Origin of the sequence: Nocardioides sp. 616 (assembly GCF_002930065.1) — a bacterium.
GTDB lineage: Bacteria > Actinomycetota > Actinomycetes > Propionibacteriales > Nocardioidaceae > Nocardioides > Nocardioides houyundeii.
On sequence record NZ_POAG01000018.1, the window covers coordinates 198,943 to 220,611 of the forward strand.

Genomic DNA, 21,669 nt, shown 5'->3' on the forward strand with positions numbered 1-21,669 from the left:
AGGGCCACGACACTCGGTGGCCCTCACCCCAGCCAGATCCCGTGCAACCGACCGACGTCACGCATGCGACGCTCGGCCATCCGGTCTGCGGCGAGGGCAGCGGGGACACCGTCGGTGCGGGCGAGGTCGAGGACCGACCGGGTGGTGTCGAAGATGCCGGCGGCGCGCTGGTGCGCACGCTCGAAGGAGAACCCCTCGAGCTCGTCTGCCACCTGGATGACCCCGCCGGAGTTCACGCAGTAGTCGGGGGCGTAGAGGATGCCTCGCTCCTCGAGCGCCTTCTCGATCCCGGGGTGGGCCAGCTGGTTGTTCGCCGCCCCGCACACGATCCGGGCCTTCAGCACCTCGACCACGTCGTCGTCCAGCGCCCCTCCCATCGCGCAGGGAGCGTAGACGTCGAGGTCGGAGGCGACCAGCTCCTCGGTGGTGGCCACCACGGTGACCTCGGGGTGCTCGGTGCGGACCCGGTCCACCGCGGGGGCGTGCACGTCGGTGACCACCACGCGCGCGCCGTCGTCGAGCAGGTGCCCGACCAGGTGGCGGCCGACCTTGCCGACCCCGGCGATCCCGACGGTGCGGCCCTCCAGCGACGTGCTGCCCCACAGGTGCTCGGCGCTGGCCCGCATGCCCTGGAAGACGCCGTACGCGGTGAGGACCGAGGAGTCGCCGGCGCCGCCGTGGGCGACGGTGCGGCCGGTGACGAAGTCGCACTCCCGCGCGATCAGGTCCATGTCCACCGAGGTGGTCCCCACGTCGCAGGCGGTGAGGTAGCGCCCGTGCAGGGACTGCACGAAGCGCCCGTAGGCACGCAGCAGCGCCTCGGACTTGTCCCGGCGCGGGTCGCCGATGATGACGGCCTTGCCACCCCCGTGGTCCAGCCCGGCCAGTGCGTTCTTGTACGACATTCCGCGGGACAGGGCGAGCACGTCGCGCACCGCGTCGGCCGTCGAGGCGTAGGGGTGGAACCGGGTCCCACCCAGTCCCGGGCCCAGCGCGGTGGAGTGGAGGGCGATGACGGCCTTGAGCCCGCTCGCGGGGTCCGAGGCGAAGACCACCTGCTCGTGCTCGCGGCCGAGGTCGAAGACGTCGACGGTGGAGAGGTCCGCGCTGCTGCCGGGGGTGGACATGTGGATCCCTCTTTCTGCTGTGATCGGCCACGGGGGTGGTGTGGCGCTCCTCGTCGAACCACGCCGATGTTGTGGCCCTGGTCACCACCCTAGTGCGAGGTCGCGCGGCGTGACTCCCGCATCACCACCACGTCCCCGTGGGTGCCGTAGCCGACCAGGGGACCGCCGGTGCTGGCACCGTTGAACGTCACCATCGTCCAGCCCTGTTCGGTCTCCAGCAGGGTGGGCCAGGGCAGGTTGGTGGGATACGGGGCCGTCAGCTCGCCGACTTCGTCGAGGTCCAGGTCCAGCACCGGGAAGCGGGCCCGGAGGCCGCGGGGGCTGTCGCGGCCGTCGCTCGCCAGCACCCGCAGGGTGCCGTCGATGCGGAGCAGCGTCACTCCCTCGGTCGCGCGTCTGTCGGTGTCCGCGGCGCGCAGGGTCAGCGCGTCCAGCGAGGGTCCCGACGCCACGCAGGGGTGGAACTTGAAGAACTTGCTGGCGCTGGCGTAGCCGACGTGCCAGGTCTCGTCCTCGCGCACCAGGTGCGGGTCCCAGACGCCGACGGAGCGGAAGCCGTCGGTGGGCAGCGGCAGCTCACGGGTGTCGAGCACGTGCTCGCCGTGGAGCAGGTCGTCGGTGCTCTCGGCCAGGGTGACCCGCACCGAGGCGTTGGTCTCCCGGTTGAAGTCGCCCCAGGTGCTGGTGGCGACCAGCCAGCGCCCGGCGTCGCGGACCAGGTGCAGCGCATGGTCGCCGTACACCCCGGGCCGGTCGGGGCGGCGGAAGTAGAGGTCGCCGGTGTGCTGCAGGGAGTCCAGCCCGGGGGTACGGCGGTCCGGGTCGAAGCGCCACACGCTGGCGTGGGCGGTGTCGAAGAAGCCCGGCCCGGCGGAGGTCGCGGTCAGCCAGTACGCCGACCCGTCGCGGCACGGTGTCCCGTCCGCCTCGGTCACCAGGCGGATGTCGCGCAGGCCCAGCTGCCCGAACGCGCCGGCGTGCACCCGGCGTACCAGCGCGCTTTCGGAGCGGTGACCTGCCTTCAGGCTGGAGAGCCAGTGCTCGTCGTGGGTGTTGATCAGGTCCTTGACGTCGACCCGCCCCCGCAGCACCCAGCGGGCGTCCTCGTGGCAGAAGGCGCTGACGTGGGTGCCGGTGAGGGTGAGCGCCAGCTTGTCGGGTCGCCAGGCCACGCGGCCGTGCCGGCGGCTGCGGTGCGTCGTGGTGCGGATCGCGGCGTCGGTGATGTCGAGCCCGACGTCGCCGGTGTCCGGGTCGTACCAGGCGGCGAGCCTGGTGGCGCCACTGCCGAAGCCGACCAGCACCCGGCCGGTTCGGTGGTCGACGTGACGCAGCTCGGCGACCACGGCGGCGTACGGCGCGGGTCGGGGCGCGGCGAAGAGGGTCGAGGTCCCGGAGGTGACGCGGTCCGTGCCGGTGCCGGGGGCCACCAGGTCCAACGGGCGCAGTCGAGCCACGACCTCGAGCGGGGGAAGCATGGCGCCATTGTCGCCCCCCGCGGGGCGCAGGCCCTGCGACGCACCGGACCAGACCACCTGGGACCGGACCCGCCGGTCAGCAGGTGCGGTACGGACCCGACGGCGTCACGTCCCGGTCCCGCAGCAGCACCGCGACCCGGTCGCCCACCTGGTGGCAGGCCCGCTGCCAGTCGCTCGCGCGGTACTCCACGACGAAGACCCGGCCGCCGAAGGCGTCCGCGAACCTCCGGCACTCCTCCCACCGTGCGCACTCCTCCACCACGGCGAAGTCGAACCCGAGTCGTTGCTGAAGGAGGGCGGAGGCGTTCTTCTGGGCCACGGCCAGCCCGTGCCGGTGCGCGGCGGCCGTCAGGAGTCGGGCGTACGCCGTGGCGTGGCGTCGCTGCACCAGCCCGCGGGACCGGGTCCAGGAGTCGAGGTTGTCGATCTCCGCGCCCACGAAGCCGTCCTGGGCGCACCGGCCCAGCCACCGGTCGACCACGCGGGCGAGCCGCTGGCGCTTGGCGGGGGTACGTAGGTCGAGGAGCTGCTCGCCCCACGCGGAGTCCAGGACCGGGCGGCCCCGGCCGTCGCGCAGCACCAGGGCGGGGCGACGTGCCCAGAAGGCTCGCTCGTCGGGCTGGGTCTGGAACCCGTTGACGTAGCAGACCGGGTAGGCCCCGGCGGCCGGGTCCCGGCGGTCCCGGACCACGACCTGGGCCGGGTCGGGGACCGGCCGGGCCCCGCCGATCTGGTAGTCCCAGGCGGCGTCGGGGGGCGGCAGCAGCACCCCGGCGGCCGACTGGTCGGCCCGGTTCACGGTGGCGCCGTGGGCCGGCGCGGGGTCGACCGGCAGCCCGACCGGCGCACCAAGGGGCAGGCCGAGGAGCAGGCTGAGGAGCAGAGCCAGCATCAGCGGGAGTGCCGCGAGGGGACGGGGGAGAGGCGGGCGGGCGATCACGCCTCGCACTGTGGCACGTCCGAACGCCACGAACCCCGCCTGACGGGACGTGTCAGGCGGGGTTCTGCGCTTGTGGGCAGGGGCGGGGTCGAACCGCCGACCTTCCACTTTTCAGGCGGACGCTCGTACCAACTGAGCTACCTGCCCAAGCGGGGGAAACCCTACATCAGCAGGTGTGGTCGTCGGAAAACGACCAGCCCGTGTCATCAGCACCAGGCGCGTCGGCCGGTCGCGGTGCGCCACTCGCTGGTGAGCGCAGTCATAGTGTGTGCGTCCCCGCTGCCATCGGGTCGTGGTGCCCGCACCCGGCGCGACCCCTTATGCTGGGCTCGCTCTTCGTGCGCGGCTCCGGCTGCTCGCGGCGAGCGGGCCCCCATCGTCTAGCGGCCTAGGACGTCGCCCTTTCACGGCGGTAGCACGGGTTCGAATCCCGTTGGGGGTGCGGCACCATCGCTCGGAGCAGGTCGATTGTGAGTCCGGGACGAGCATGGGTTAGAGTTCCACCCGCTTCACCAAGTAAAAACTTGGCCCTGTAGCGCAGTTGGTTAGCGCGCCGCCCTGTCACGGCGGAGGTCGCGAGTTCGAGTCTCGTCAGGGTCGCCAGCACAGAGACGCTCCGGATCTATCCGGAGCGTCTCTTGTCATTTCACCCCGAGCCGTTTCACCCCGAGCCGTTTCACCCCGAGTCATTTCGCCCAGAGCCCTCGCACGTGCGGGCGCGGGCGTCCCGCCCCGGGTTGGGATAACTGCCTAGGCTGACCCCCGTGGCTCTGGAGATGTCTGCGGTGGAGTTCGACTCGCTGGTCGAGCGGGCTCTCGACGAGATCCCCGAGGAGCTGGCCCGGCTGGTCGACAACGTGGTGGTGCTCGTCGAGGACGAGCCGCCGGCCGACGACCCCGACCTGCTGGGCTACTACGAGGGCCTGGCGCTCACCGAGCGGCCCGCCAACCACAGCGCCGCGCTGCCCGACCGCATCCTGCTGTTCCGGGGCCCGCTGCTCGACATGTGCGCGGATCGCGAGGAGCTGGTCGAGGAGGTGCGCATCACCGTGGTCCACGAGATCGCCCACCACTTCGGCATCGACGACACCCGGCTCCACGAGCTCGGCTACGCCTGAGCGTCCGCGAGCACCGGGTGGCGCGCGAGTCCGGCGTCAGGTCGCGACGGCGTATCCCAGGGCACAGCCGGCCAGGGCCAGGGCCACGGTGGCCGCGGCGTACGCCGTACCGCGGCGCCAGCCCAGGTCGTGGGTCAGCACCGCGAACCCGGAGTACGTCGTGAGCCCGCCGCACACGCCGACCCCCAGCAGGGCCCAGGTCCGATCGCCGACCGCGAGCCCGGCGAAGAACCCCACCAGTGTGGAGCCGACCACGTTGACCAGCAGCGTGCCGAGCGGCCACCCCCGGTCCAGCCGCCGGGCCACGCTGTAGCGCACGCAGGCGCCCAGCCCGGCGCCCAACGCCACCAGCAGCGCCGTCATGCCCGGTCCACCGGCACCGGGGCGTGGGCGTCGGCGTGAGGCTCCCAGCGGCGCGCGATCGCCACCCCGGCCAGGGCCGCGACCAGCGTGCTCAGCGAGTACGCCGCCGCCAGCAGCGGGCGTCCCTGGGCGAGCAGGTCACGCGTGGTCAGCGAGTACGCCGACAGCGTGGTGAATCCGCCCAGCAGTCCGGGTCCCAGCAGGGCAGAGAGCTGGGGCCGCAGCCGCCGCCCGCGGCGGGAGGTGGCGGTCAGCACGGTCAAGGGGAGCAGGCCCAGGGCGAAGGAGCCCAGGACGTTGAGGCACCAGGTGGTGAGGGCGAACCCCGACCCGTCGGGGACCAGCTCGCCGAGCAGCCACCGCAGCAGGCCCCCGGCGGCGCCACCGAGCGCGACCCATCCCAGCAGGCTCGATCCGGCGGGGCCGGCCGGGTTCAGGACACGTGGCTGTTGGCGGTGACGGTCGTCTGGACGGTCGTCCACGGGGTCGGCGGCTGTCCCGCCGTCTGGTTGATGAACTCGTTGAGCAGCCACTGCTGGAGCCGACGCTGCTCGGCGCTGCGGGCCAGCGACAGCAGGCGCTGGGCCCGGCAGAAGGCGTCGGCGAGGTCGAACATCTCCAGCATGGTGGTGAAGATGGAGGCGGACTGGGGGGAGGCCTGGAAGATCAGGTTCGCCCGCTGCCCACCCCGGCGCAGGCCGGCGCCCACCTTGTCGAGCATGGCCGGCGGGAACTGCCGCTCGAAGGTGGCGAACATCCGGGACAGGTCCCGTGCCAGCGGATAGTCGGACTCGTGGGCGAGGGCGAGCAGCCGCAGCTCGCGCCGGAGGTTGTTGTACTGGTTGAGCACACCGAGCAGGAGCTTGAGGTCGACGTTGAGCAGCTCGACGGAGACGGCGTCGTCCATCGGGTACCACTCGACGTCGTCCTGCAGCCCGTCGATGACGCCCTCGCGCTCGCCGCCCTCCTGGAGGGTGCTCGCGGGCTCGAACCAGACGACCTTGCCGTTCCGCTCGATCGAGGCGCCCCACGCGTTGGCGGCCATGGACACCATGGAGAGCCCGCGCCCGAAGGTGGTGAGGAAGTTCTCGATGTCCTCCTCGTCGCCGCTCGCGGGGTCGGGCATCACCGGAGGACGGGAGGAGCCGTCGGAGACCTCGATGCGCGGGTGGTCGCGGGTGCCGCGGACCCGGACGCTGATCGGGGCCTCACCGTGCAGGATCGCGTTGGTGACCAGCTCGGAGACGCCCAGCTCGGCACAGTCCAAGAGGTCCTCGCGTCCCAGATCGCGGCATAGACCCGAGACCCAGCGTCGCGCGTCGGCGACGGCGCTGGGTGCGGAGTCCAGCGGCAATGCTGGTTTGTTGAGAGGCAAGGGGGGTCCTCGATGGGTGCAGTGTGTGTCCAGCCAAGCACGCCATCACTACCCGCGTCCTCCAAGACACAAACACCAATGCAGGAATTGTTTGAGATTTGAACGGATTCAGGATGTGAGCGAGGGAACGCGTCCCATATTTGGGCTTCCCCTGGACAGCGGCGGACAATGGGAGTTCCGGGATCATGTCACTTGCCGAAGGGGACCATCATGACCGCCCAGACCGCAGGACGACCCGAGCGGCACCGAGTCGTCGTCGTGGGCTCCGGCTTCGGCGGGCTCTTCGGCACCAAGGCGCTACGGCGCTCCGACGTCGATGTGACCGTGGTCGCCAAGACCACCCATCACCTCTTCCAGCCGCTGCTCTACCAGGTGGCCACGGGGATCCTGTCCGAGGGAGAGATCGCTCCCCCCACGCGTGAGGTGCTCGCCGGCCAGGACAACGCCCGGGTGCTGCTGGGCGAGGTTACCGACATCGACCTGGAGGCCCGCACGGTCACCTCCCAGGTGCTCGGTCGCCCCACCCAGACGCCGTACGACTCGCTGATCGTGGCCGCGGGAGCGGCGCAGTCCTACTTCGGCAACGACCACTTCGCCGAGCACGCCCCCGGCATGAAGAGCATCGACGACGCCCTGGAGCTGCGCGGCCGGATCTTCGGCGCCTTCGAGCTCGCCGAGCTCGGCGCCAGCCGCGGCGAGGACGTCGAGCACCTGCTCAACTTCGTGGTGGTCGGCGCCGGCCCCACCGGGGTCGAGATGGCCGGCCAGATCGCCGAGCTCGCCCACCGCACCCTGCGCCGGGACTTCCGCGCCATCAACACCCGCCACGCCCGGGTGATCCTGGTCGACGCCGCCCCGCAGGTGCTCCCGCCCTTCGGCGCCAAGCTGGGCGACAACACCAAGCGCGAGCTGGAGAAGCTCGGCGTCGAGGTGATGCTCGGCGCGATGGTGACCGACGTCGACGAGCGCGGCCTGGAGCTGAAGCACAAGGACGGCCGCACCGAGCGCATCGACGCCGTCACCAAGATCTGGGCCGCCGGCGTCCAGGCCTCGCCGCTGGGACGCACCCTGGCCGAGCAGACCGGTGCGGCGCTGGACCGCGCGGGCCGGATCTCGGTCAACCCCGACCTCACCCTGCCCGGCCACCCCGAGGTCTTCGTGGTGGGCGACATGATCTCGCTGGACAACCTCCCCGGTGTTGCCCAGGTGGCGATCCAGGGCGCCAAGTACGCCGCCAAGGAGATCGACGGGCGGATCAAGGGCAAGGCCCCGCAGGGCCCCTTCAAGTACTTCGACAAGGGCTCGATGGCGATCATCAGCCGGTTCAACGCGGTGGCGATGGTCGGCAGGCTCCGGCTCACCGGCGTCGTGGCTTGGCTGATGTGGCTCTTCGTCCACCTGATCTACATCACCGGGTTCAAGAACCGGATCACCGCGCTCCTGCACTGGGCGGTGTCGTTCCTCGGCCGTGGGCGCTCCGAGCGCACCACCACCGAGCAGCAGATCTTCGCCCGCGCCGCCCTCTCCCGGCTGGAGCGCGGCGCCGCGGACCTGGTCTCGGACCCCGGCGTGTACGACGCTCGCCGCGAGGAGGAGGACCGGCGCTCCGAGCTGGAGGCCCGGGCCGCCGAGGAGGCCCGCCTCACCGACGCCGGCGAGCGCGGCGTCAACACCCGCTGAGGCGGGCAGTCCGCGCGGGACTGCCCGCCGCAGGGTCAGTCCTGCTCCTGCCAGACCCGGACCCAGTCCACCAGCGTGTGCTGGGTGCCGAGGCCCCGGTCGCCGGCCATCGCGATCTCGTAGTCCGAGGACAGCAACGACAGGATCAGGAACTGGGGCCGGTGGCTGATGCCGCGGCGGCTGCGCCAGGTCTCCTGGCCGTCGATCCGGAAGACGTACTCCTTCGGGGTCCACTCCACGCTGAACACGTGGTAGCGCTTGAACCAGGAGTCGTTCCGGCCGGCCAGGAACCGGTTGACGTTGCGGATGTGCCCGCCGGTCTTGACCCGCTTGCCGCCGGGGGTGTTGTGGTAGGTGAACGAGGTGATCCCGCCACTGGCCTTGCCGCTGCCGAACCACTCCACGACGTCGATCTCCGCGCCGGTGTAGCGCGGCCCCCGGCCGCCCTCGATGCCGGAGACGGGCTGCATCCAGAAGCTCGCGTGCTGACCGGCCCGACGCTGGAACTTGATGCGCGCGGCGGCGACGCCGTACGTGAACGCGAACGACTTCTCGGTGGAGACGTGCCCGTTGAGCCGGTAGGCGAAGGGTCCCTCCCGCTTGCCCTTGCGCAGTGCCAGGCACTTGCCTGAGCGCGAGCGGTCCCGGAGCACCGAGAGGCGCAGCGCGCCCTTGGCGACCCGGGCTGCCTTGGGGGAGCCCTTCGAGCACGCCCTCAGCGACTCCGGGCTGTAGTCGCGCGCCCGGTGGTGCCAGGACCCGGACAGCCGGGAGCCCTTGAACTCCTCGGTGAAGACCGGCGCCCCCCAGGTGGCGAGGTCTCCGACGTTGCTGGTCCTTTGCCCCACCTTGGCGCGGTAGGCGGCGGGCAGGCCGTTGCGCCGGGCCTGGAGCTGCACCTCGGCGACGCCCCCGGCCTTGGTGCGGACCGTGCGGACCGCCTTCCACCCGCTCGGGGTGCGTGCCTGGATGCGCACCTTGGTGCGGGCCCGGCCCGGCTTCACCCGGACCTGGAGCACCGCCGCTGCCCGGTCGGCGGACGCCTTCGCCCGGCCGTTCTGGGCGATGGGCGGCAGCACCTGGACCCGGACCTGACGTACGGCGGCGCGGGCGCTCGCCTCTGCCAGGGTCACTGGGGGGCTCGCGGCGACCGTGGAGCTGGTCGGCGGCGGAGCGGCGTTGCCGGCGGGTACGGCGGCCAGCAGGCCGGCGGGGAGGAGCAGCGCGACGAGGGCGCCGACATGACGGTAGGAGTGGCTCACGTGAGATTCCTTGGCAGTCGGGGAGCGGACCGGACTGGACCAGTCTGCGCAATCCCGGGCGACATTGCATCCCGGCCGCATCCCCGCCGCATCCCCACCGCCCGGCCTTCGGGTACGGCGTACTCTCCCGGGAACGCCGGTCGACCCAGCTGCCGGCGACGTGGCGAGGGGTGGACCGTGCACGAGATTGTCTCTCCGATGGTGGGCACGGTCGTGCGGATCGCGGCCGCCGGCGACGTGGTGCTGCCCGGCCAGGAGGTGGCGGTGCTGGAGTCGATGAAGATGGAGCACCTGGTGCACGCCCCGAGCGAGCCGAGCGAGCACCCGGGATTCGTGGTGGCCGAGGTGGCCGTCGAGCGGGGTCACGGCGTACGCCGGGACCAGGTGCTGGTGCGGCTGGCGCGGCGCACGGACTCCGGGCCGACGCCCGGGGGAGGGCAGCAGCAGCCAGCGGAGCCGTCCGGGACCAGCCTGCGCGCCGACCTGGCCGCGGTGGTGGCCGCGCACGCCCACGGACTGGACGAGAACCGTCCCGACGCGGTCGCGAAGCGCCACGCTCGCGGGCAGCGGACGGCCCGGGAGAACGTGGCGGACCTCTGCGACCCCGGCACCTTCACCGAGTACGGACCCCTGGTCGTCGCCGCCCAGCGGGCGCGCCGCAGCCTGGAGGACCTGGTGGCCAGCACGCCCGCCGACGGCCTGGTCACTGGCCTCGGTGAGGTCGCGGGCAGGCCGACCGCGGTGCTCGCCTACGACGCCACCGTGCTGGCCGGCACCCAGGGCCTGCGCAACCACCAGAAGACCGACCGGATGCTGGAGGTGGCGGAGAAGCGGCGTACCCCGGTGGTGCTGTTCGCCGAGGGTGGAGGCGGGCGACCCGGCGACACCGACGTGCCGGTGGTCGCCGCGCTCGACCTGGACACCTTCTACCGGTTCGCGCGGCTCAGCGGTGAGGTCCCGCTGGTGGGCGTCGCAGCCGGCCGCTGCTTCGCCGGGAACGCCGCCCTGCTGGGGTGCTGCGACGTCATCATCGCCACCCGCGGGGCCAACATCGGCATGGGCGGCCCGGCGATGATCGAGGGCGGCGGTCTGGGGACCTTCACCCCCGAGGAGATCGGCCCCGCCGCCGAGCAGGCGGCGGCCGGGGTGGTCGACGTGCTGGTGCAGGACGAGGCCGAGGCGGTGGTCGTGGCCAAGCGGTGCCTGGCCTACTTCTCCGGCGAGGTGGCCGAGGAGTGGGAGTGCGGTGACCAGGACGAGCTGCGCGACCTGGTGCCTGAGCAGCGCGGGCGCGCCTTCGACGTACGCCGGGTGGTCCACCGCCTCGCGGACTCCGGGTCGGTGCTGGAGCTGCGCCGGGACTTCGGCCGCGGCATCGTGACTGCGCTGGTGCGGGTCGAGGGGCGGGCCTACGGGCTGGTCGCCAACAGCACCGAGCATCTCGGTGGCGCCGTGGACGGCGAGGGCGCCGACAAGATGGCCCGCTTCCTGGGCCTGTGCGACCGCCACGGGCTGCCGGTGATCACCTTGTGCGACACCCCGGGCTTCATGGTCGGCCCCGAGTCCGAGCGCAGCGGCACCGTCCGCCGGTTCGGCGACCTGTTCACCACCAGCGCCCGGTTGCGGGTGCCGCTGCTCACGGTGGTGCTGCGCAAGGCCTACGGGCTGGGGGCGATGGCGATGTCCGGTGGTGGGCACAAGGTGCCGCTGGCGACCGTGGCCTGGCCCACCGCCGAGGTCGGTGCGATGGGGCTGGAGGGGGCGGTCAAGCTCGGGTTCCGACGCGAGCTGGAGGCCGTGGCGGACCCTGTCGAGCGGCAGCGGTTCCTGGAGGAGATGGTGGAGCTGGCGCACGAGCAGAGCAAGGCCCTCAACGCCGCCACGGTGTTCGAGCTCGACGACGTCATCGACCCCGCCGACACCCGGCGCTGGATCACCCGGGTGCTCGGCTGACGCCTGCGCCGGCTCACTCGAAGCGGTCGGGCCGCTCCTGGCTGTCGAACAGCTCGCGGGCCCACTTGGGCACGATGAAGATGCCCTCGGCCTCGACGCAGGGGCCGCCGGAGTCGCTGATGGTGCCCTTGGCGTAGGTCTTGTAGCCCTCGGTGCGGTCGATCCAGCCCTCGCAGGTCAGGTCGCCCAGCGGCGCGGGGCGCAGGTAGCGGATGGTGAGTCCGCCGGTCATCCCGGGCCTGCCGCCCGCACCGCAGGCCTCGCCGAGGGCCTGGTCGAGGATCAGGGCGCTGACGCCGCCGTGGGTGAGCCCCGGGGGCCCTTCGTAGGCGGCGCCGAGCCGGAAGTGGGCGGTGGCCCGACCGGCGGGGTCGCGGACGAAGTCGAGCGGGGGAGCGATGGGGTTGCGCACGCCCACCACGGCGTTGCCCCACGGGCGGGTGCTGCCGTCGGAGGAGTAGCGGACGCCGAACGGGCCCTCGATCTGGCTGTTCCTCAGCCGGGCGGTGATCGCCTCGATCTCGGCCTGCGCGCGCCGGATCTCGTCGTCGTCGACCGTGGTGCGCAGGGTGGCGTCGACCAGCTCCCGCACGCTCTGGGTGAACGGCGTGTAGAGGGCCAGCTGTCCGGCCTGCTCGTCGGCGGCGAGGTCCTCGTGGTGGTAGCCATGCATGCGCCGGAGTCTAAGGTCAGTCCCCGCGCCCCGGGAGCATCAGCACGAACGTGGTGTGCTCGCCCTCGGCGAGCTTGAGGTACCCGCCCATGGAGGTCGCCAGGTCCGAGGCGATGGTCAGCCCCAGGCCGCCCTGGCCGCTGTCCTTGCTGCTGATGCCCCGCTGGAACACCTCGTTGCCGATCGTCCTGACCCCGTCGTCGCTGACCCGGATCTCGACGAACCTCTCCTCGTCACGGGCCTCGACCTGGATCGGGCTGGCGCCGTGGGCGGCGGCGTTCTCGATCAGCACGTCGAGGATCTGCAGCACCGGGCCCGGCACCACGCGGGCGGGGACGAGGCCGCTGTCCACGTGCACGATCTGCAGATCGGCCGCCTCGACCTGGGGCCGCCACCGCGACACCACGTCGGCGACCAGGGCCGACAGGTCGACGTCGACCGCGTCACCGAGGCGCCGACCCCGGGCCAGTCCGAGCAGCTCGTTGATCGCGTTGCTCAACCGGTCCAGCTCGGGGAGGTAGCTCTCCAGCTCCTTGGCCACCTGCGGCGGGGTCTCGGGCCACAGCGCCAGGTCCTCCAGCTCCAGACGCAGCGCGGTGATGGGGGTACGCAGCTGGTGGGAGGCGTTGGCGGCGAACTCGCGCTCGCGCCGGATCAGGTCGTCGAGCTGGGTGGAGCTGCTGCGCAGTGCGGTGCCGATGGCTTCTGCCTCAGGGATCGAGTAGTGCGGGAAGTGGATGTCGAAGCGCCCGCGCCCCAGGTGGTCGGCTGCGTCCGCCAGCTCGCGGAACGGCCGGGAGAGCCAGCGGGCCAGCAGGAACCCGGTCAGCGCGGCGACCGCGGTGAGGCTCAGCCCGATCAGGATGAGCGGCACCAGCGCTTCGGAGATGCGCTGGTCGACGACGTTCCCCGAGCGGGACAGGGTCACGGCCCCCCCGCCGGGCACGGCGCGGGTCTCCACGACGTCGCGCTCGGGGTCCACGGGCGGTCCGGAGGCCACGGTGCTGCCGTCGGCGGCGACGTACGAGACGGTGTCACCGCCGGTGACGAGGCTGCCCAGATACGCCTGGTCCACCGGGGTCGCGTTCTCGGTGCGCTCTTGGACCAGCAGCGCCAGCAGGGCGACGGAGTTGGAGATGTCACGTCGCTCGTCGCTGCTCACCAGGTCGGCCAGGAGGTAGGCCCGGGGGATCCCGTAGAGGGCGATCATCGCGATGGTCATCCCCACCAGGCTGGCCACCAGGCGGTCACGCACCGGCGCTGTCCTCCAGCCGGAAGCCGACGCCGCGGACCGTGGTCACCTGCGCCGGCGCTCCGGCGTCCTCGAGCTTCTGCCGCAGCCGGCCCACGGTGGCGTCGAGCATCTTCGTCGACCCGTACCAGTTCTCGTCCCACACGTCGCTGATCAGCTGCTCGCGGGTGACCACCGCGCCGCGGGTGCTGTCCAGCAGCGCCAGCAGGTCGAACTCCTTCGAGGTGGTCGCCAGCTCGCCGTCGCCGATCCAGATGCGCCGCGCCTGTACGTCGATCCGCAGGCCGTCGGGCGTGGGGGCCGGGGCCGCGGAGGCAGCGGCCGGGGCGGTCTCGGCCAGCCCGGTGCTGCGGCGCAGCAGCGCCCGGGCCCGGGCCAGCAGCTCCGCCAGCGCAAACGGCTTCGCGAGGTAGTCGTCGGCGCCGACGTCGAGGCCCACGACCCGGTCGAGCTCTCCGTCCCGGGCGGTCAGGATGATGATGCCGCCGCGATAGCCGGCCTCGCGGGCCCGGCGGCAGACGTCGAGCCCGTCCACGTCGGGAAGTCCGAGGTCCAGCAGCAGCAGGTCCACCCCGCCGTTGCCGAGGCGCTCCAGCGCCAGGAGCCCCTGGGCCACCCGCTCCACCTCGTAGCCCTCACGTTCGAGGGTGCGGACCAGGGGAGCGGCGATCTTGTCGTCGTCCTCGACGACCAGGACGTGATGGGGCACGGTCACAGAGCATACGGCGGCCTTGCCGTGGTCTTGATCACGCGGCGGGCCTGTGCGTCCTGGGCCAGCAGGGCGGGGATCGCGCAGCCCAGGAGCAGCAGCGCCAGGGAGTCGGCGGTCAGGGAGCCGTTCCCGGGGCCGCCGGGCAGACCCAGGGTGAGGTGGAGCAGGGTGCCCAGCACCGCGCCCGCAGCCACCAGGACCGCGCCCAGGTGGGACTCGAAGCAGTTGTGCAGCCCCATCTTCGCCGCGGCGAGGACCGCGATCCCGCCGAGCACCGCCTCCAGCACCTCGTAGGTGGTGGTCGGTGCGTCGAGCGCGTGTGCCAGGAGCAGGAGGGCGATGAGCAGGCACGCCAGCGAGGCGGTGTCGGAGGCCCGGGTGCGGGGGCGCCGCATCAGAACTCCTTGTCCGCAGGCCCGGACTCCTCGGCCGAGGTGGTCGCCGAGGGTCGGCCCAGCAGGTCGGTCACCGCACGGGAGGGGGACCACACCGTGGTGCCCTCGTTGCTCACCACCCGCGTCTGGACGGACGAGGGGCTCTCGTCGAGCACGATGGTCACCACGGTGCGCGGCCGGCCGTCGGGACCCGTCTCCGTGGAGGCCCGCATGGTCGAGGCCACGGAGAACCCGGAGTTGACGTAGTTCCACCTGAGGTTGACGCTGCCGAGGTTGCTGCCGGTGACCTCGAGGGAGTCGTTGGTGATGAACCCGGAGCTGAACTTCACCTGGACGCTGCGGGGGCTCCCGTCCCAGCCGGCGACGATGCTGGAGAGGTTGACCTGGCGGTTGAAGGTGTAGGTCAGCCAGTCCCCGGCCTCGATCCGGCCGGCGGTCGCACCGCCGTTCTGGGCCTGCACGTCGCTGCCGGCCAGCGCCGGGCCGTTGTCGACGAGCCGGTTGGCGACCACGGGGGAGACGGTCTCGTTGCCGGCCCTGTCGGTGGCGACGGCCCGGAAGTCGTAGCGGCCGTCGGTCAGGGCGGCCGTGGGCGTGCTGCAGCTCCACGGTGCGGCGGCCATGGTGCAGAGGTCCTGGTAGGCCGTGGTGCCCGTGGGTGCGTGCTGGAGCACGACCCGGGCGACTCCGGAGGTGGCGTCGGCGACGTTGCCGGCCGAGAAGGTCCGCACCCCGGTGAGGGTGGCTCCCGGGTCGACCATGGTGACGGTGGGAGCGAGGTTGTCCACCGTCGTACGCACGGGGGCGGAGGTGGCCTGGTAGCCGGCCTTGTCGAGGGCGACGGCGCGCAGCGAGTACTGCCCGTCGGCCCGCTCACGGGTGTTCCAGGAGCAGGAGTACGGCGCGCTGGTGGGCATGCACAGCGTCGTCCAGGTGCCGCCCGGGGAGAGCTGCTGGACAGTGACTCCTGCGATGCCGGTCTCCCGGTCGGTGGCGGTGGCGACCACCGGCCGCGTGCCCCTGACGAAGACGCCGGGCTCGACCATCGAGACCGTCGGCGGGGTCCAGTCCGCGGCGGCGGTGACGGTCGCGGTCGCAGTGGTGCGCGCGGAGAAGGCCGCGGAGGAGAAGCCCGGGAAGGAGAGGGCCAGGACGGCGCCGAGGGCGACGACGGAGAGGGCGTTGAGGGAGCGGAAGCTCGTCACCTGGTCCTCCTCGGTCGGTGCTGTACGGCGGTCTCGGCGGGTGTCGGCGCGGTGGCGGGCGACGTGGTCAACGCTAGTGAGCGGCGCGCCACCGGACTTCCACAGCAATGCCTCAGGAGCCCCCCGTTTTGCTACCGGACGGGGCGTGCCTGGGGCGTCGGTCAGGCGGAGAGGAGCTCGGACGCGGGCGGCTCGGCGGCGGGGGCGATCCTCAGGTGCGGGGTCGCCACCTCCTGGCGCTTCCGGGTCGGGAGCAGGGCCTTGATCAGGTCGCGCAGGGCCATCAGGGCGATGCCTGCGGCCGGGACACCGATCAGGTAGATGCGGATCTGCGGGTCGGCCAGGGCGATGAAGGCCCAGCCGAGGTGGGGGACGGTGTGCGCCACGACCGGCTGGTTGCCGGCGGGAAGGCTGAACTTCCACGGATCCGGGTCCGGGTTGGCGTCGCCCTGGGTGCGGAAGACGCGGGTGTCGTCCTTCCCGGGGCGGATCTTGGTGATCCGGTGGGTGACCAGGGTGCCGACGCCGCTGTCCGGCGGGGGCAGGTAGGTGATGACGTCGCCCACGGCCAGGTCCTCGACCGGGACCTGCCTCTCGAAGGCGACCGACCCCTTCTCGAAGGTCCCCGACATCGAGCCGCCGGTGATGACGTAGCGCTCGTAGCCGAAGAACCCGGGGACGATGTAGGCGGTGCAGCCGACCATGACGGCGATCAGCAGCACGTTGTTGAGCAGGCGCACGGGCCGGCGGAGGGCCTTGGTGACTCGCTTCATGTCGTGCTCCTGGGGGTCATGGGGTCAGCGGGGGCTTGGCAGTGGTCCGGGGGGCGGGGTGGTGGTCCGGGGTGGCAGGGCGCCTGGGGTGCCCTGCCTCAACCCTGCTGTGCCACGTCCCCGGAGAGGGGCTTACTGCTGGACGGTGCCGTCGAGCTGAACGGAGTCCCAGGTGTAGACGGCGCCGGCGGTCAGGCCCTGCTGGGTGTCGTCGGCCTTCGCGTCGAGGGAGACGGTGAACTTGTAGGTGGCGGCCGCGCCGGGTGCGAACTCACCGAGGTCGTTCTTGGTGCCGTCGACGAGCCCGCCGAAGGTGCCGGAGTAGACCTGGGTGTTGGAGGTCGTGTTGGTGATGACCAGCTTGAGGTTCTCCGCGGCGAAGGCGTTGGTGGAGGACTTCTCCGTCAGCGTGAACTTGGCGGGCAGCGAGCCGGTGTTGGTGATCGTCAGGGTGCCGTTGCGGGAGTCGCCGGGCTTGACGTCGCCGAGGGTGAAGATCGCCTGGCCGTCCTTGGAGTTGCTGTGCTTCAGGGTTCCGGCGGTCACGGCGCTGATGGTGTTGCCCGTGGTGGAGCTGAAGGTGGCTCCCGAGCCCACGGCGATGGTGCCGGCGGCGAGCAGCGTGGCGAGGGGGATGAGGACCTTCTTGGTGCGGGCGATGCTCATGACCGGTATCTCCTGGGTGCTGGGTGGCTGCTCCGCCTGTTGCGGATCCGCCGGGTTGATGACAGAAACGCTACGGAGCCGCGGTCCACAGGATTGCCCCCGGAAGGCCCCCGGTTCTCCCCGATTCGGAACTCTTCGCCTCCCCGGGACGCCCATCGCCGGGAGGTGGCCGAGAAGGAGCGCGGGCAAGGGGTGGACTGGCGCGCGGGGTGGGCCCCGTGGGACTCGAACCCACAACTAACGGATTAAAAGTCCGCTGCTCTGCCAATTGAGCTAGAGGCCCGGGACATGGGGACTTTCATCCGTTGAACTGTCGGTAGAACCCATGGCCGGAACCGAGTATCCCAGAGTGCATCGGAGCTCTGCGTGGACGGGCCTCCGGAGAACCCTCGGGACAACAAGGGTCTGCTACACGTAGTCGCGTGCCGGGTTCAGTGGAGGCTCTGGGGTGCCGAGGTCTGCCACTTCTTGCTGCGTCGGCAGGGACTCTGGTCACGGTGCGGCGAGAAGCCGATTGGGCGGTCTTGGACCGCCCAATCGGGTAGCCCCTGCCGATGTGGTCACGCCACTGTTTACGGATCACGGTCGCCACACAGGATCGGAACCTGCCGTAGCCCGTCCGCCCCAGGGACGAGGCGAGGGTGCCAGCGTAGCTGCGCCCCGGCTACCCCGGCGCCCGTTCTGGCCATCGGGACGGGTCCCGGTTCGCCACCAGGGGCGAGAGCCACCGGCTGGCCGGGTCGGCGTCGACCAGCAGGCACCGGAGGAGGATCGAGAGCGGGACGGCCAGGATGGCGCCGAGCGGGCCGATCACCCCCGCCCAGAAGATCAGTGAGAGGAACGTCAGCGTCGTGGTCAGTCCGACGGAGTTCCCGACGACCCGGGGGTGGATCACCGACCCGATGGTGAAGTTCACCGCCAGGTAGACCAGCACCACCGCCAGCATCAGATCCGGACCGCCCGCGAGGAGCGCGAGGATGGCCGGCGGGACCAGCGAGATCAGGAACCCGATGTGCGGGATGTAGCTGGTGAGGAAGGCCAGCAGCCCCCACAGCAGTGGAGCCGGGACGTCCAACAGCTCCAGGGCGACCGTGTCCAGGACCGCTGCGATGAATCCGAAGACCGTGGAGACCAGCAGGTAGCGGCGGGTGTCCCGGGCGAAGGTGCCCAGCGCTGCGACCAGGTCGGGTCGATCCCGGCCCGCGGCGGCCAGCTGGGCGGGGAACGACTTCCCGTCGACGGTCATGAACAGCACCAGCGTCAGCAGCAGGACCAGGCCGGAGACCAGCGAGTAGACGTCGGACAGTGCGTCGGTGGCCAGTCCCAGCACCTTGCCCAGGTCGAGGCCGTCGAGCAGGTGCCGGATCTGCTCGGAGGAGACCCCGGCCCGGTCCAACAGGCCTGCCGCGTCGGAGATCAGGTCGTTGAAGTCGTCCTTGTACTGGGGCAGCAAGGTGGCGAACCGGGCAGTGGCCACCACGACGGAGAGGGCGAGTGCCATCACCAGGGCGGCCACCAGGACCACGCAGAGCAGGCTCGAGAGCCACCCCCACAGGTGGCGGTCGAGCCGGACCCGCAGTGGATGCACCGCGATCGTCAGGACCAGGGCGAGGAAGGCCGGGCCGATGAGGTTCGCCGAGGCGCGCATTCCGGAGATGACCAGGAACACCGCGGCCAGGCCCAGCAGCACGACCAAGCCTCTGGGCAGCCCGCCCGCCCGGCCTGCCGCTGGCTCCTGCGTTGGTGTCGACACGGGATTCCTCCCCGCTCGCCAGCGCTGGGACGTGGCCGAGCTGGTCCGGCTCCAGGTCCCGGGTCCGTCGGCGCCGGTGTGGCGGACCCGCTTGGTCCGACCATACCTCCGGCACTGGGTGCGAGCGTCAGACCTTCGGTCGCGGGGGGAGGACCAGCGACTTGCCGCCCTTCCTGGTCGCGTTGACCGCCTGCTGCCAGGCGCTCAGGGCTGCGTCATAGGAAGCGGTGATGCCGGTCGAGGCAGCACTGAGCTCCTGCCAGCTCTCGGTGTTGGCGTAGTTGCAGGCCTGCTTGCACTGCTCGTCGTTGCGCAGCGCGTCCAACGCCTCAGCGACGGCGGCGGCGGCGTTGCCGACGACGTCCACCAGGGTGGCATGTGTCTGGGTCATGGCCGTCGGCACGGTGAGCGCCGACATCGCGTCACGCACCGCCTCACGTCGGCTGACCGCCAGGGACAGGGCTGCGAGGGCCTCGTCGCTGGTGACCTTCTGACTTCCCACCACGCTGGTCCACGAGGAGAGGTCGCGGCGCAGGGTGGCGTAGTTGGCCTGCTGGACCTTCATCGCGTCCCGGTAGGCGTCCAGGCCGCCTCCGGACTCTTGGCGCTGCGCGGCGACGGCGTCGTACTGGGCCTGCCAGGCGGCGATGGTGCTGGTGGCCTTGGCGATCAGTGCGTCGACCGCGGCGACGGCGGCCTGGCCGCTGGTGGCCGTCGGGCTGCCGACCGGCAGGCGCTGCAGGCCGGCCTGGAGGTCGGGCCGGACCTCGGCCCACTTCCCGAGCGACTTGCCGTCGATGGTGGCCAGTCCGCTGAGGTGCTCCAGGACGGGGAGGTAGGTGTCGCGCTGGGTGTCCGAGGCGCTCCGGGCGGTGGCGCCCTCGATGACGGTGAGGGTCTCCTCGGCGCTGCTGCCGACGTTGCGCAGCTGGCTGGTGCGCTGCGCCCGGCTCAGCCTGCCGAAGAGCCGCTGGAGGGTCTTGTCCACCGAGGCCGACGCGGACTGCCCGACCACGTCGTGGACGCCGGCGACCACGGAGCTGGCCGGCAGGGTGGAGGGGTCCTCGCCGAGGCGCTCGACGTCGGCGCGCCGCTGGGCCAGCGCCGCGACGGCCGCCCGGAGCGGCTCGCGGGTCTCGGTCCACGGGGCGAGGTTGCTCTCGCTGAGCTCCGCCAGTGCGGCGCCGGCCTCGGCGACCGCGATCTGCTGGGCGACGGTGCGCTGGGCGGCCTCGGCGACCTCCGAGCTGCGTCGGTCGGCCTCCTGCGAGGCCGACTCCAGCAACGGCAGGACGCTGGCGTACGCAGCTCCGGCGAGCGCGATCTCGTCGAGCGAGGCGGCGTCGTCGAGCTGCCGGGTCGCGCTGATGAACTCGCCGTGCGAACGGCCGAAGGCCTCGCGGACCGGGTTGTCCTGGGAGTGCTGGAAGTACCACCCCGCGCCGCCCGCGATCAGCAGCACGGCGACGGCCGCGGCGATGACCTTGGTCCAGGCACCGGACCCGCCCGAGCGGTCACGGGAGCCCGAGGCCGAACGTGCACGGGAGGTCGTGGCGACCGGCCCCGGGTCGGTGCTCCGCGCCCAGCTCGGCGTCGGCGGAGCGACGTACGGCGGGCGGGCGGGCCTGGGCTCGCGCTCGGGACCGAGGACCGGCTTGATCACCGGGTCCTGCAGCACGCTGCGCTGGGGCGGGGTGGGCACGTACGCCGGACGGGGCTCGCGCTCGGGGCCCTGGATGGGCTTGATCACCGCTGCGTGGCGAGCCGAACGGCGTCCCGCCGGTGCGTCGCCGGGCGTCCACGGGACCAGCGGGACCGGAGGAGCAGCAGGGATGGCGGGCGCTCGCGGCCCGGGAGGCACCTCGGGCTCGGGCTCGGGCTCGGGGTCACGGTCCGTCAACGCCTCGAGCGACTCCGTGCTCGGTTCGTCCGCCGACTCGGTGGCCGGGACCTCCTCGGCGGGGGTCTCCTCGAGCGGCGGGATGGCGAAGCCGGCGGGCGGCGCGATCCGCAGCTCGGGCTCGCGGTCGACGACGGGCTCCGGCGCCTCGGAAGCGATGGTGCGCGGGGATGAGTCGGAGGAGATCAGGCGCAGCCTGGGCGCCGGCGTGTGCACGGGCGGGGCTTCGGGGGAGTCGTCGGGGGAGACCTCTGAGGGCTCCTCGGCTGAGTCGTCGTACGTCTCCTGCAGGGCGGGTCCGACCTCGCCCGGCGCGTCGGCCTGCATGGCGCTTCCGCACTCGGGGCAGAACCGGAACTGCGTCGGCACGGGGGTGCTGCAGCGCGTACAGGGCGTGGTGCCCTGCTCGTCGTCGCTCATGTGACTGCCTCGTTCCGGCGAATGGGTGGCACTACCAGTCGCCGCATCATGGCAACGATGTCGTCCCGGTGGGCTGGAATCTTGGAGTTCAGGCAGTTTCGGCACGCGCGAGCCGGGCTGGGCCCTCCGCCCTGCGCCTCGCAGGCTCCTGTAACGCAATGTTCACGCAGGTATTTGAATTGATCCGTCTCAGGATCTGTTGCTTCCGCGCTTTGTTGGTACTGTTGCTGCTGCAACAGGTGCAAGTTCCAGCAGGTAGACGCCCGCGGAGTTTGTGATCCAACGGCGTTTCTTCTCAGGTGCGATACCCCGGGTCGGAGCGACGTGTCACCCGCATCTGATGCGGGGCGGTCGAAGTGACCGCCTCTCGCCCGATAACAGGAGTATCACAGCAATGGCTCAAGGCACCGTGAAGTGGTTCAACGCCGAGAAGGGTTTCGGCTTCATCGCGCAGGAGGACGGCGGCGACGACGTCTTCGTGCACTACTCGGCGATCCAGACGCAGGGCTACAAGTCCCTCGACGAGAACCAGAAGGTCGAGTTCGACGTCACCCAGGGCCCCAAGGGTCCCCAGGCGGAGAACGTTCGCGCCGTCTGATTGACGCCGTAGTTGGACGCACCTGT

At 71.8% G+C, this 21,669-nt stretch carries 20 protein-coding genes and 4 tRNA genes; 6 read left to right on the top strand and 18 right to left on the bottom strand.

Translation table 11 applies throughout. From position 1 onward, the window contains the following. Positions 1-23 precede the first annotated feature (23 nt). From C5H89_RS10820 to C5H89_RS10835, 4 genes are all read right to left on the bottom strand, one after another. Positions 24-1,127: a Glu/Leu/Phe/Val dehydrogenase gene (locus tag C5H89_RS10820; RefSeq protein WP_104107033.1), complete on the bottom strand. Its 1,104-nt coding sequence runs from the start codon at positions 1,125-1,127 to the stop codon at positions 24-26. An 89-nt stretch (positions 1,128-1,216) separates the two neighbouring features. After that, entirely contained in the window at positions 1,217-2,605 is a 1,389-nt protein-coding gene (locus C5H89_RS10825) for a hypothetical protein (RefSeq protein ID WP_104107034.1), read from the bottom strand. Positions 2,606-2,681: 76 nt separating this feature from the next. Then, positions 2,682-3,545, bottom strand: coding sequence for an endo alpha-1,4 polygalactosaminidase (locus C5H89_RS10830; RefSeq protein ID WP_162799332.1), 864 nt, complete (start codon positions 3,543-3,545; stop codon positions 2,682-2,684). A gap of 73 nt (positions 3,546-3,618) precedes the next feature. Further along, a tRNA-Phe gene (locus C5H89_RS10835) sits at positions 3,619-3,692 on the bottom strand. A 222-nt stretch (positions 3,693-3,914) separates the two neighbouring features. Here C5H89_RS10835 and C5H89_RS10840 point away from each other — a divergent pair. The 3 genes from C5H89_RS10840 to C5H89_RS10850 all read left to right on the top strand — a co-directional run bounded on the left by C5H89_RS10840 (position 3,915) and on the right by C5H89_RS10850 (position 4,663). Next, a tRNA-Glu gene (locus tag C5H89_RS10840) sits at positions 3,915-3,987 on the top strand. Positions 3,988-4,071: 84 nt separating this feature from the next. Further along, a tRNA-Asp gene (locus C5H89_RS10845) sits at positions 4,072-4,148 on the top strand. Between the two features lie 161 nt (positions 4,149-4,309). Continuing rightward, entirely contained in the window at positions 4,310-4,663 is a 354-nt protein-coding gene (locus C5H89_RS10850) for a metallopeptidase family protein (RefSeq protein WP_240181808.1), read from the top strand. Between the two features lie 36 nt (positions 4,664-4,699). Here C5H89_RS10850 and C5H89_RS10855 read toward each other — a convergent pair whose 3' ends face one another. From C5H89_RS10855 to C5H89_RS10865, 3 genes are read right to left on the bottom strand one after another with little or no spacing between them, the layout of a single operon-like run. Further along, positions 4,700-5,026: a CrcB family protein gene (locus tag C5H89_RS10855; protein WP_104107036.1), complete on the bottom strand. Its 327-nt coding sequence runs from the start codon at positions 5,024-5,026 to the stop codon at positions 4,700-4,702. After that, positions 5,023-5,508, bottom strand: coding sequence for a CrcB family protein (locus C5H89_RS10860; RefSeq protein ID WP_104107037.1), 486 nt, complete (start codon positions 5,506-5,508; stop codon positions 5,023-5,025). Before C5H89_RS10860 ends, C5H89_RS10855 begins: the two co-directional genes overlap by 4 nt. Next, entirely contained in the window at positions 5,460-6,401 is a 942-nt protein-coding gene (locus tag C5H89_RS10865; RefSeq protein WP_104107038.1) for an ATP-binding protein, read from the bottom strand. The genes C5H89_RS10860 and C5H89_RS10865 overlap by 49 nt, the downstream gene beginning before the upstream one ends. Positions 6,402-6,611: 210 nt before the next feature. Between C5H89_RS10865 and C5H89_RS10870 the strand changes: the two genes are divergently transcribed. Continuing rightward, entirely contained in the window at positions 6,612-8,081 is a 1,470-nt protein-coding gene (locus C5H89_RS10870) for an NAD(P)/FAD-dependent oxidoreductase (RefSeq protein ID WP_104107039.1), read from the top strand. A 35-nt stretch (positions 8,082-8,116) separates the two neighbouring features. Here C5H89_RS10870 and C5H89_RS10875 read toward each other — a convergent pair whose 3' ends face one another. Further along, a complete protein-coding gene (locus tag C5H89_RS10875) occupies positions 8,117-9,343 on the bottom strand; it encodes a glycoside hydrolase family 16 protein (RefSeq protein ID WP_162799333.1) in 1,227 nt (408 codons plus the stop codon). Between the two features lie 177 nt (positions 9,344-9,520). Between C5H89_RS10875 and C5H89_RS10880 the strand changes: the two genes are divergently transcribed. Next, entirely contained in the window at positions 9,521-11,296 is a 1,776-nt protein-coding gene (locus tag C5H89_RS10880) for a carboxyl transferase domain-containing protein (RefSeq protein ID WP_205304982.1), read from the top strand. Between the two features lie 13 nt (positions 11,297-11,309). On the opposite strand, the gene C5H89_RS10885 is transcribed toward C5H89_RS10880, so the two are convergent. From C5H89_RS10885 to C5H89_RS10930, 10 genes are all read right to left on the bottom strand, one after another. Continuing rightward, the gene (locus C5H89_RS10885) at positions 11,310-11,969 is read right to left on the bottom strand and encodes a PaaI family thioesterase (protein ID WP_104107041.1); all 660 of its coding nucleotides are present in this window, start codon (positions 11,967-11,969) and stop codon (positions 11,310-11,312) included. 16 nt (positions 11,970-11,985) lie between these two features. Next, the gene (locus tag C5H89_RS10890; RefSeq protein WP_104107042.1) at positions 11,986-13,224 is read right to left on the bottom strand and encodes a HAMP domain-containing sensor histidine kinase; all 1,239 of its coding nucleotides are present in this window, start codon (positions 13,222-13,224) and stop codon (positions 11,986-11,988) included. Continuing rightward, positions 13,217-13,930, bottom strand: coding sequence for a response regulator transcription factor (locus C5H89_RS10895; protein WP_104107127.1), 714 nt, complete (start codon positions 13,928-13,930; stop codon positions 13,217-13,219). Before C5H89_RS10895 ends, C5H89_RS10890 begins: the two co-directional genes overlap by 8 nt. A gap of 2 nt (positions 13,931-13,932) precedes the next feature. Next, on the bottom strand, positions 13,933-14,328 hold the full coding sequence (locus tag C5H89_RS10900; protein ID WP_104107043.1) for a hypothetical protein: 396 nt from the start codon (positions 14,326-14,328) through the stop codon (positions 13,933-13,935). Continuing rightward, positions 14,328-15,533, bottom strand: coding sequence for an Ig-like domain-containing protein (locus C5H89_RS10905; RefSeq protein ID WP_104107044.1), 1,206 nt, complete (start codon positions 15,531-15,533; stop codon positions 14,328-14,330). Before C5H89_RS10905 ends, C5H89_RS10900 begins: the two co-directional genes overlap by 1 nt. Before the next feature lie 161 nt (positions 15,534-15,694). After that, on the bottom strand, positions 15,695-16,306 hold the full coding sequence (locus C5H89_RS10910) for a signal peptidase I (RefSeq protein WP_104107045.1): 612 nt from the start codon (positions 16,304-16,306) through the stop codon (positions 15,695-15,697). 132 nt (positions 16,307-16,438) lie between these two features. After that, positions 16,439-16,972, bottom strand: coding sequence for a hypothetical protein (locus C5H89_RS10915; RefSeq protein ID WP_104107046.1), 534 nt, complete (start codon positions 16,970-16,972; stop codon positions 16,439-16,441). A 210-nt stretch (positions 16,973-17,182) separates the two neighbouring features. Further along, a tRNA-Lys gene (locus C5H89_RS10920) sits at positions 17,183-17,255 on the bottom strand. Positions 17,256-17,636: 381 nt separating this feature from the next. Next, positions 17,637-18,662: an AI-2E family transporter gene (locus tag C5H89_RS10925; protein ID WP_162799334.1), complete on the bottom strand. Its 1,026-nt coding sequence runs from the start codon at positions 18,660-18,662 to the stop codon at positions 17,637-17,639. A gap of 190 nt (positions 18,663-18,852) precedes the next feature. Beyond that, a complete protein-coding gene (locus tag C5H89_RS10930) occupies positions 18,853-21,045 on the bottom strand; it encodes a zinc ribbon domain-containing protein (RefSeq protein ID WP_104107048.1) in 2,193 nt (730 codons plus the stop codon). A gap of 394 nt (positions 21,046-21,439) precedes the next feature. On the opposite strand from C5H89_RS10930, the gene C5H89_RS10935 reads away from it, so the two are divergent. Beyond that, positions 21,440-21,643: a cold-shock protein gene (locus C5H89_RS10935; RefSeq protein WP_068108172.1), complete on the top strand. Its 204-nt coding sequence runs from the start codon at positions 21,440-21,442 to the stop codon at positions 21,641-21,643. The last annotated feature ends 26 nt before the right edge of the window (positions 21,644-21,669 follow it).

Excerpts from the sequence above, each read along its gene's own strand:
- C5H89_RS10820 (WP_104107033.1), bottom strand. The coding sequence starts at position 1,127 with ATGTCCACCCCCGGCAGCAGCGCGGACCTCTCCACCGTCGACGTCTTC.
- C5H89_RS10825 (WP_104107034.1), bottom strand. The coding sequence starts at position 2,605 with ATGCTTCCCCCGCTCGAGGTCGTGGCTCGACTGCGCCCGTTGGACCTG.
- C5H89_RS10855 (WP_104107036.1), bottom strand. The coding sequence starts at position 5,026 with ATGACGGCGCTGCTGGTGGCGTTGGGCGCCGGGCTGGGCGCCTGCGTG.
- C5H89_RS10870 (WP_104107039.1), top strand. The coding sequence starts at position 6,612 with ATGACCGCCCAGACCGCAGGACGACCCGAGCGGCACCGAGTCGTCGTC.
- C5H89_RS10885 (WP_104107041.1), bottom strand. The coding sequence starts at position 11,969 with ATGCATGGCTACCACCACGAGGACCTCGCCGCCGACGAGCAGGCCGGA.
- C5H89_RS10900 (WP_104107043.1), bottom strand. The coding sequence starts at position 14,328 with ATGCGGCGCCCCCGCACCCGGGCCTCCGACACCGCCTCGCTGGCGTGC.
- C5H89_RS10910 (WP_104107045.1), bottom strand. The coding sequence starts at position 16,306 with ATGAAGCGAGTCACCAAGGCCCTCCGCCGGCCCGTGCGCCTGCTCAAC.
- C5H89_RS10915 (WP_104107046.1), bottom strand. The coding sequence starts at position 16,972 with ATGAGCATCGCCCGCACCAAGAAGGTCCTCATCCCCCTCGCCACGCTG.
- C5H89_RS10930 (WP_104107048.1), bottom strand. The coding sequence starts at position 21,045 with ATGAGCGACGACGAGCAGGGCACCACGCCCTGTACGCGCTGCAGCACC.
- C5H89_RS10935 (WP_068108172.1), top strand. The coding sequence starts at position 21,440 with ATGGCTCAAGGCACCGTGAAGTGGTTCAACGCCGAGAAGGGTTTCGGC.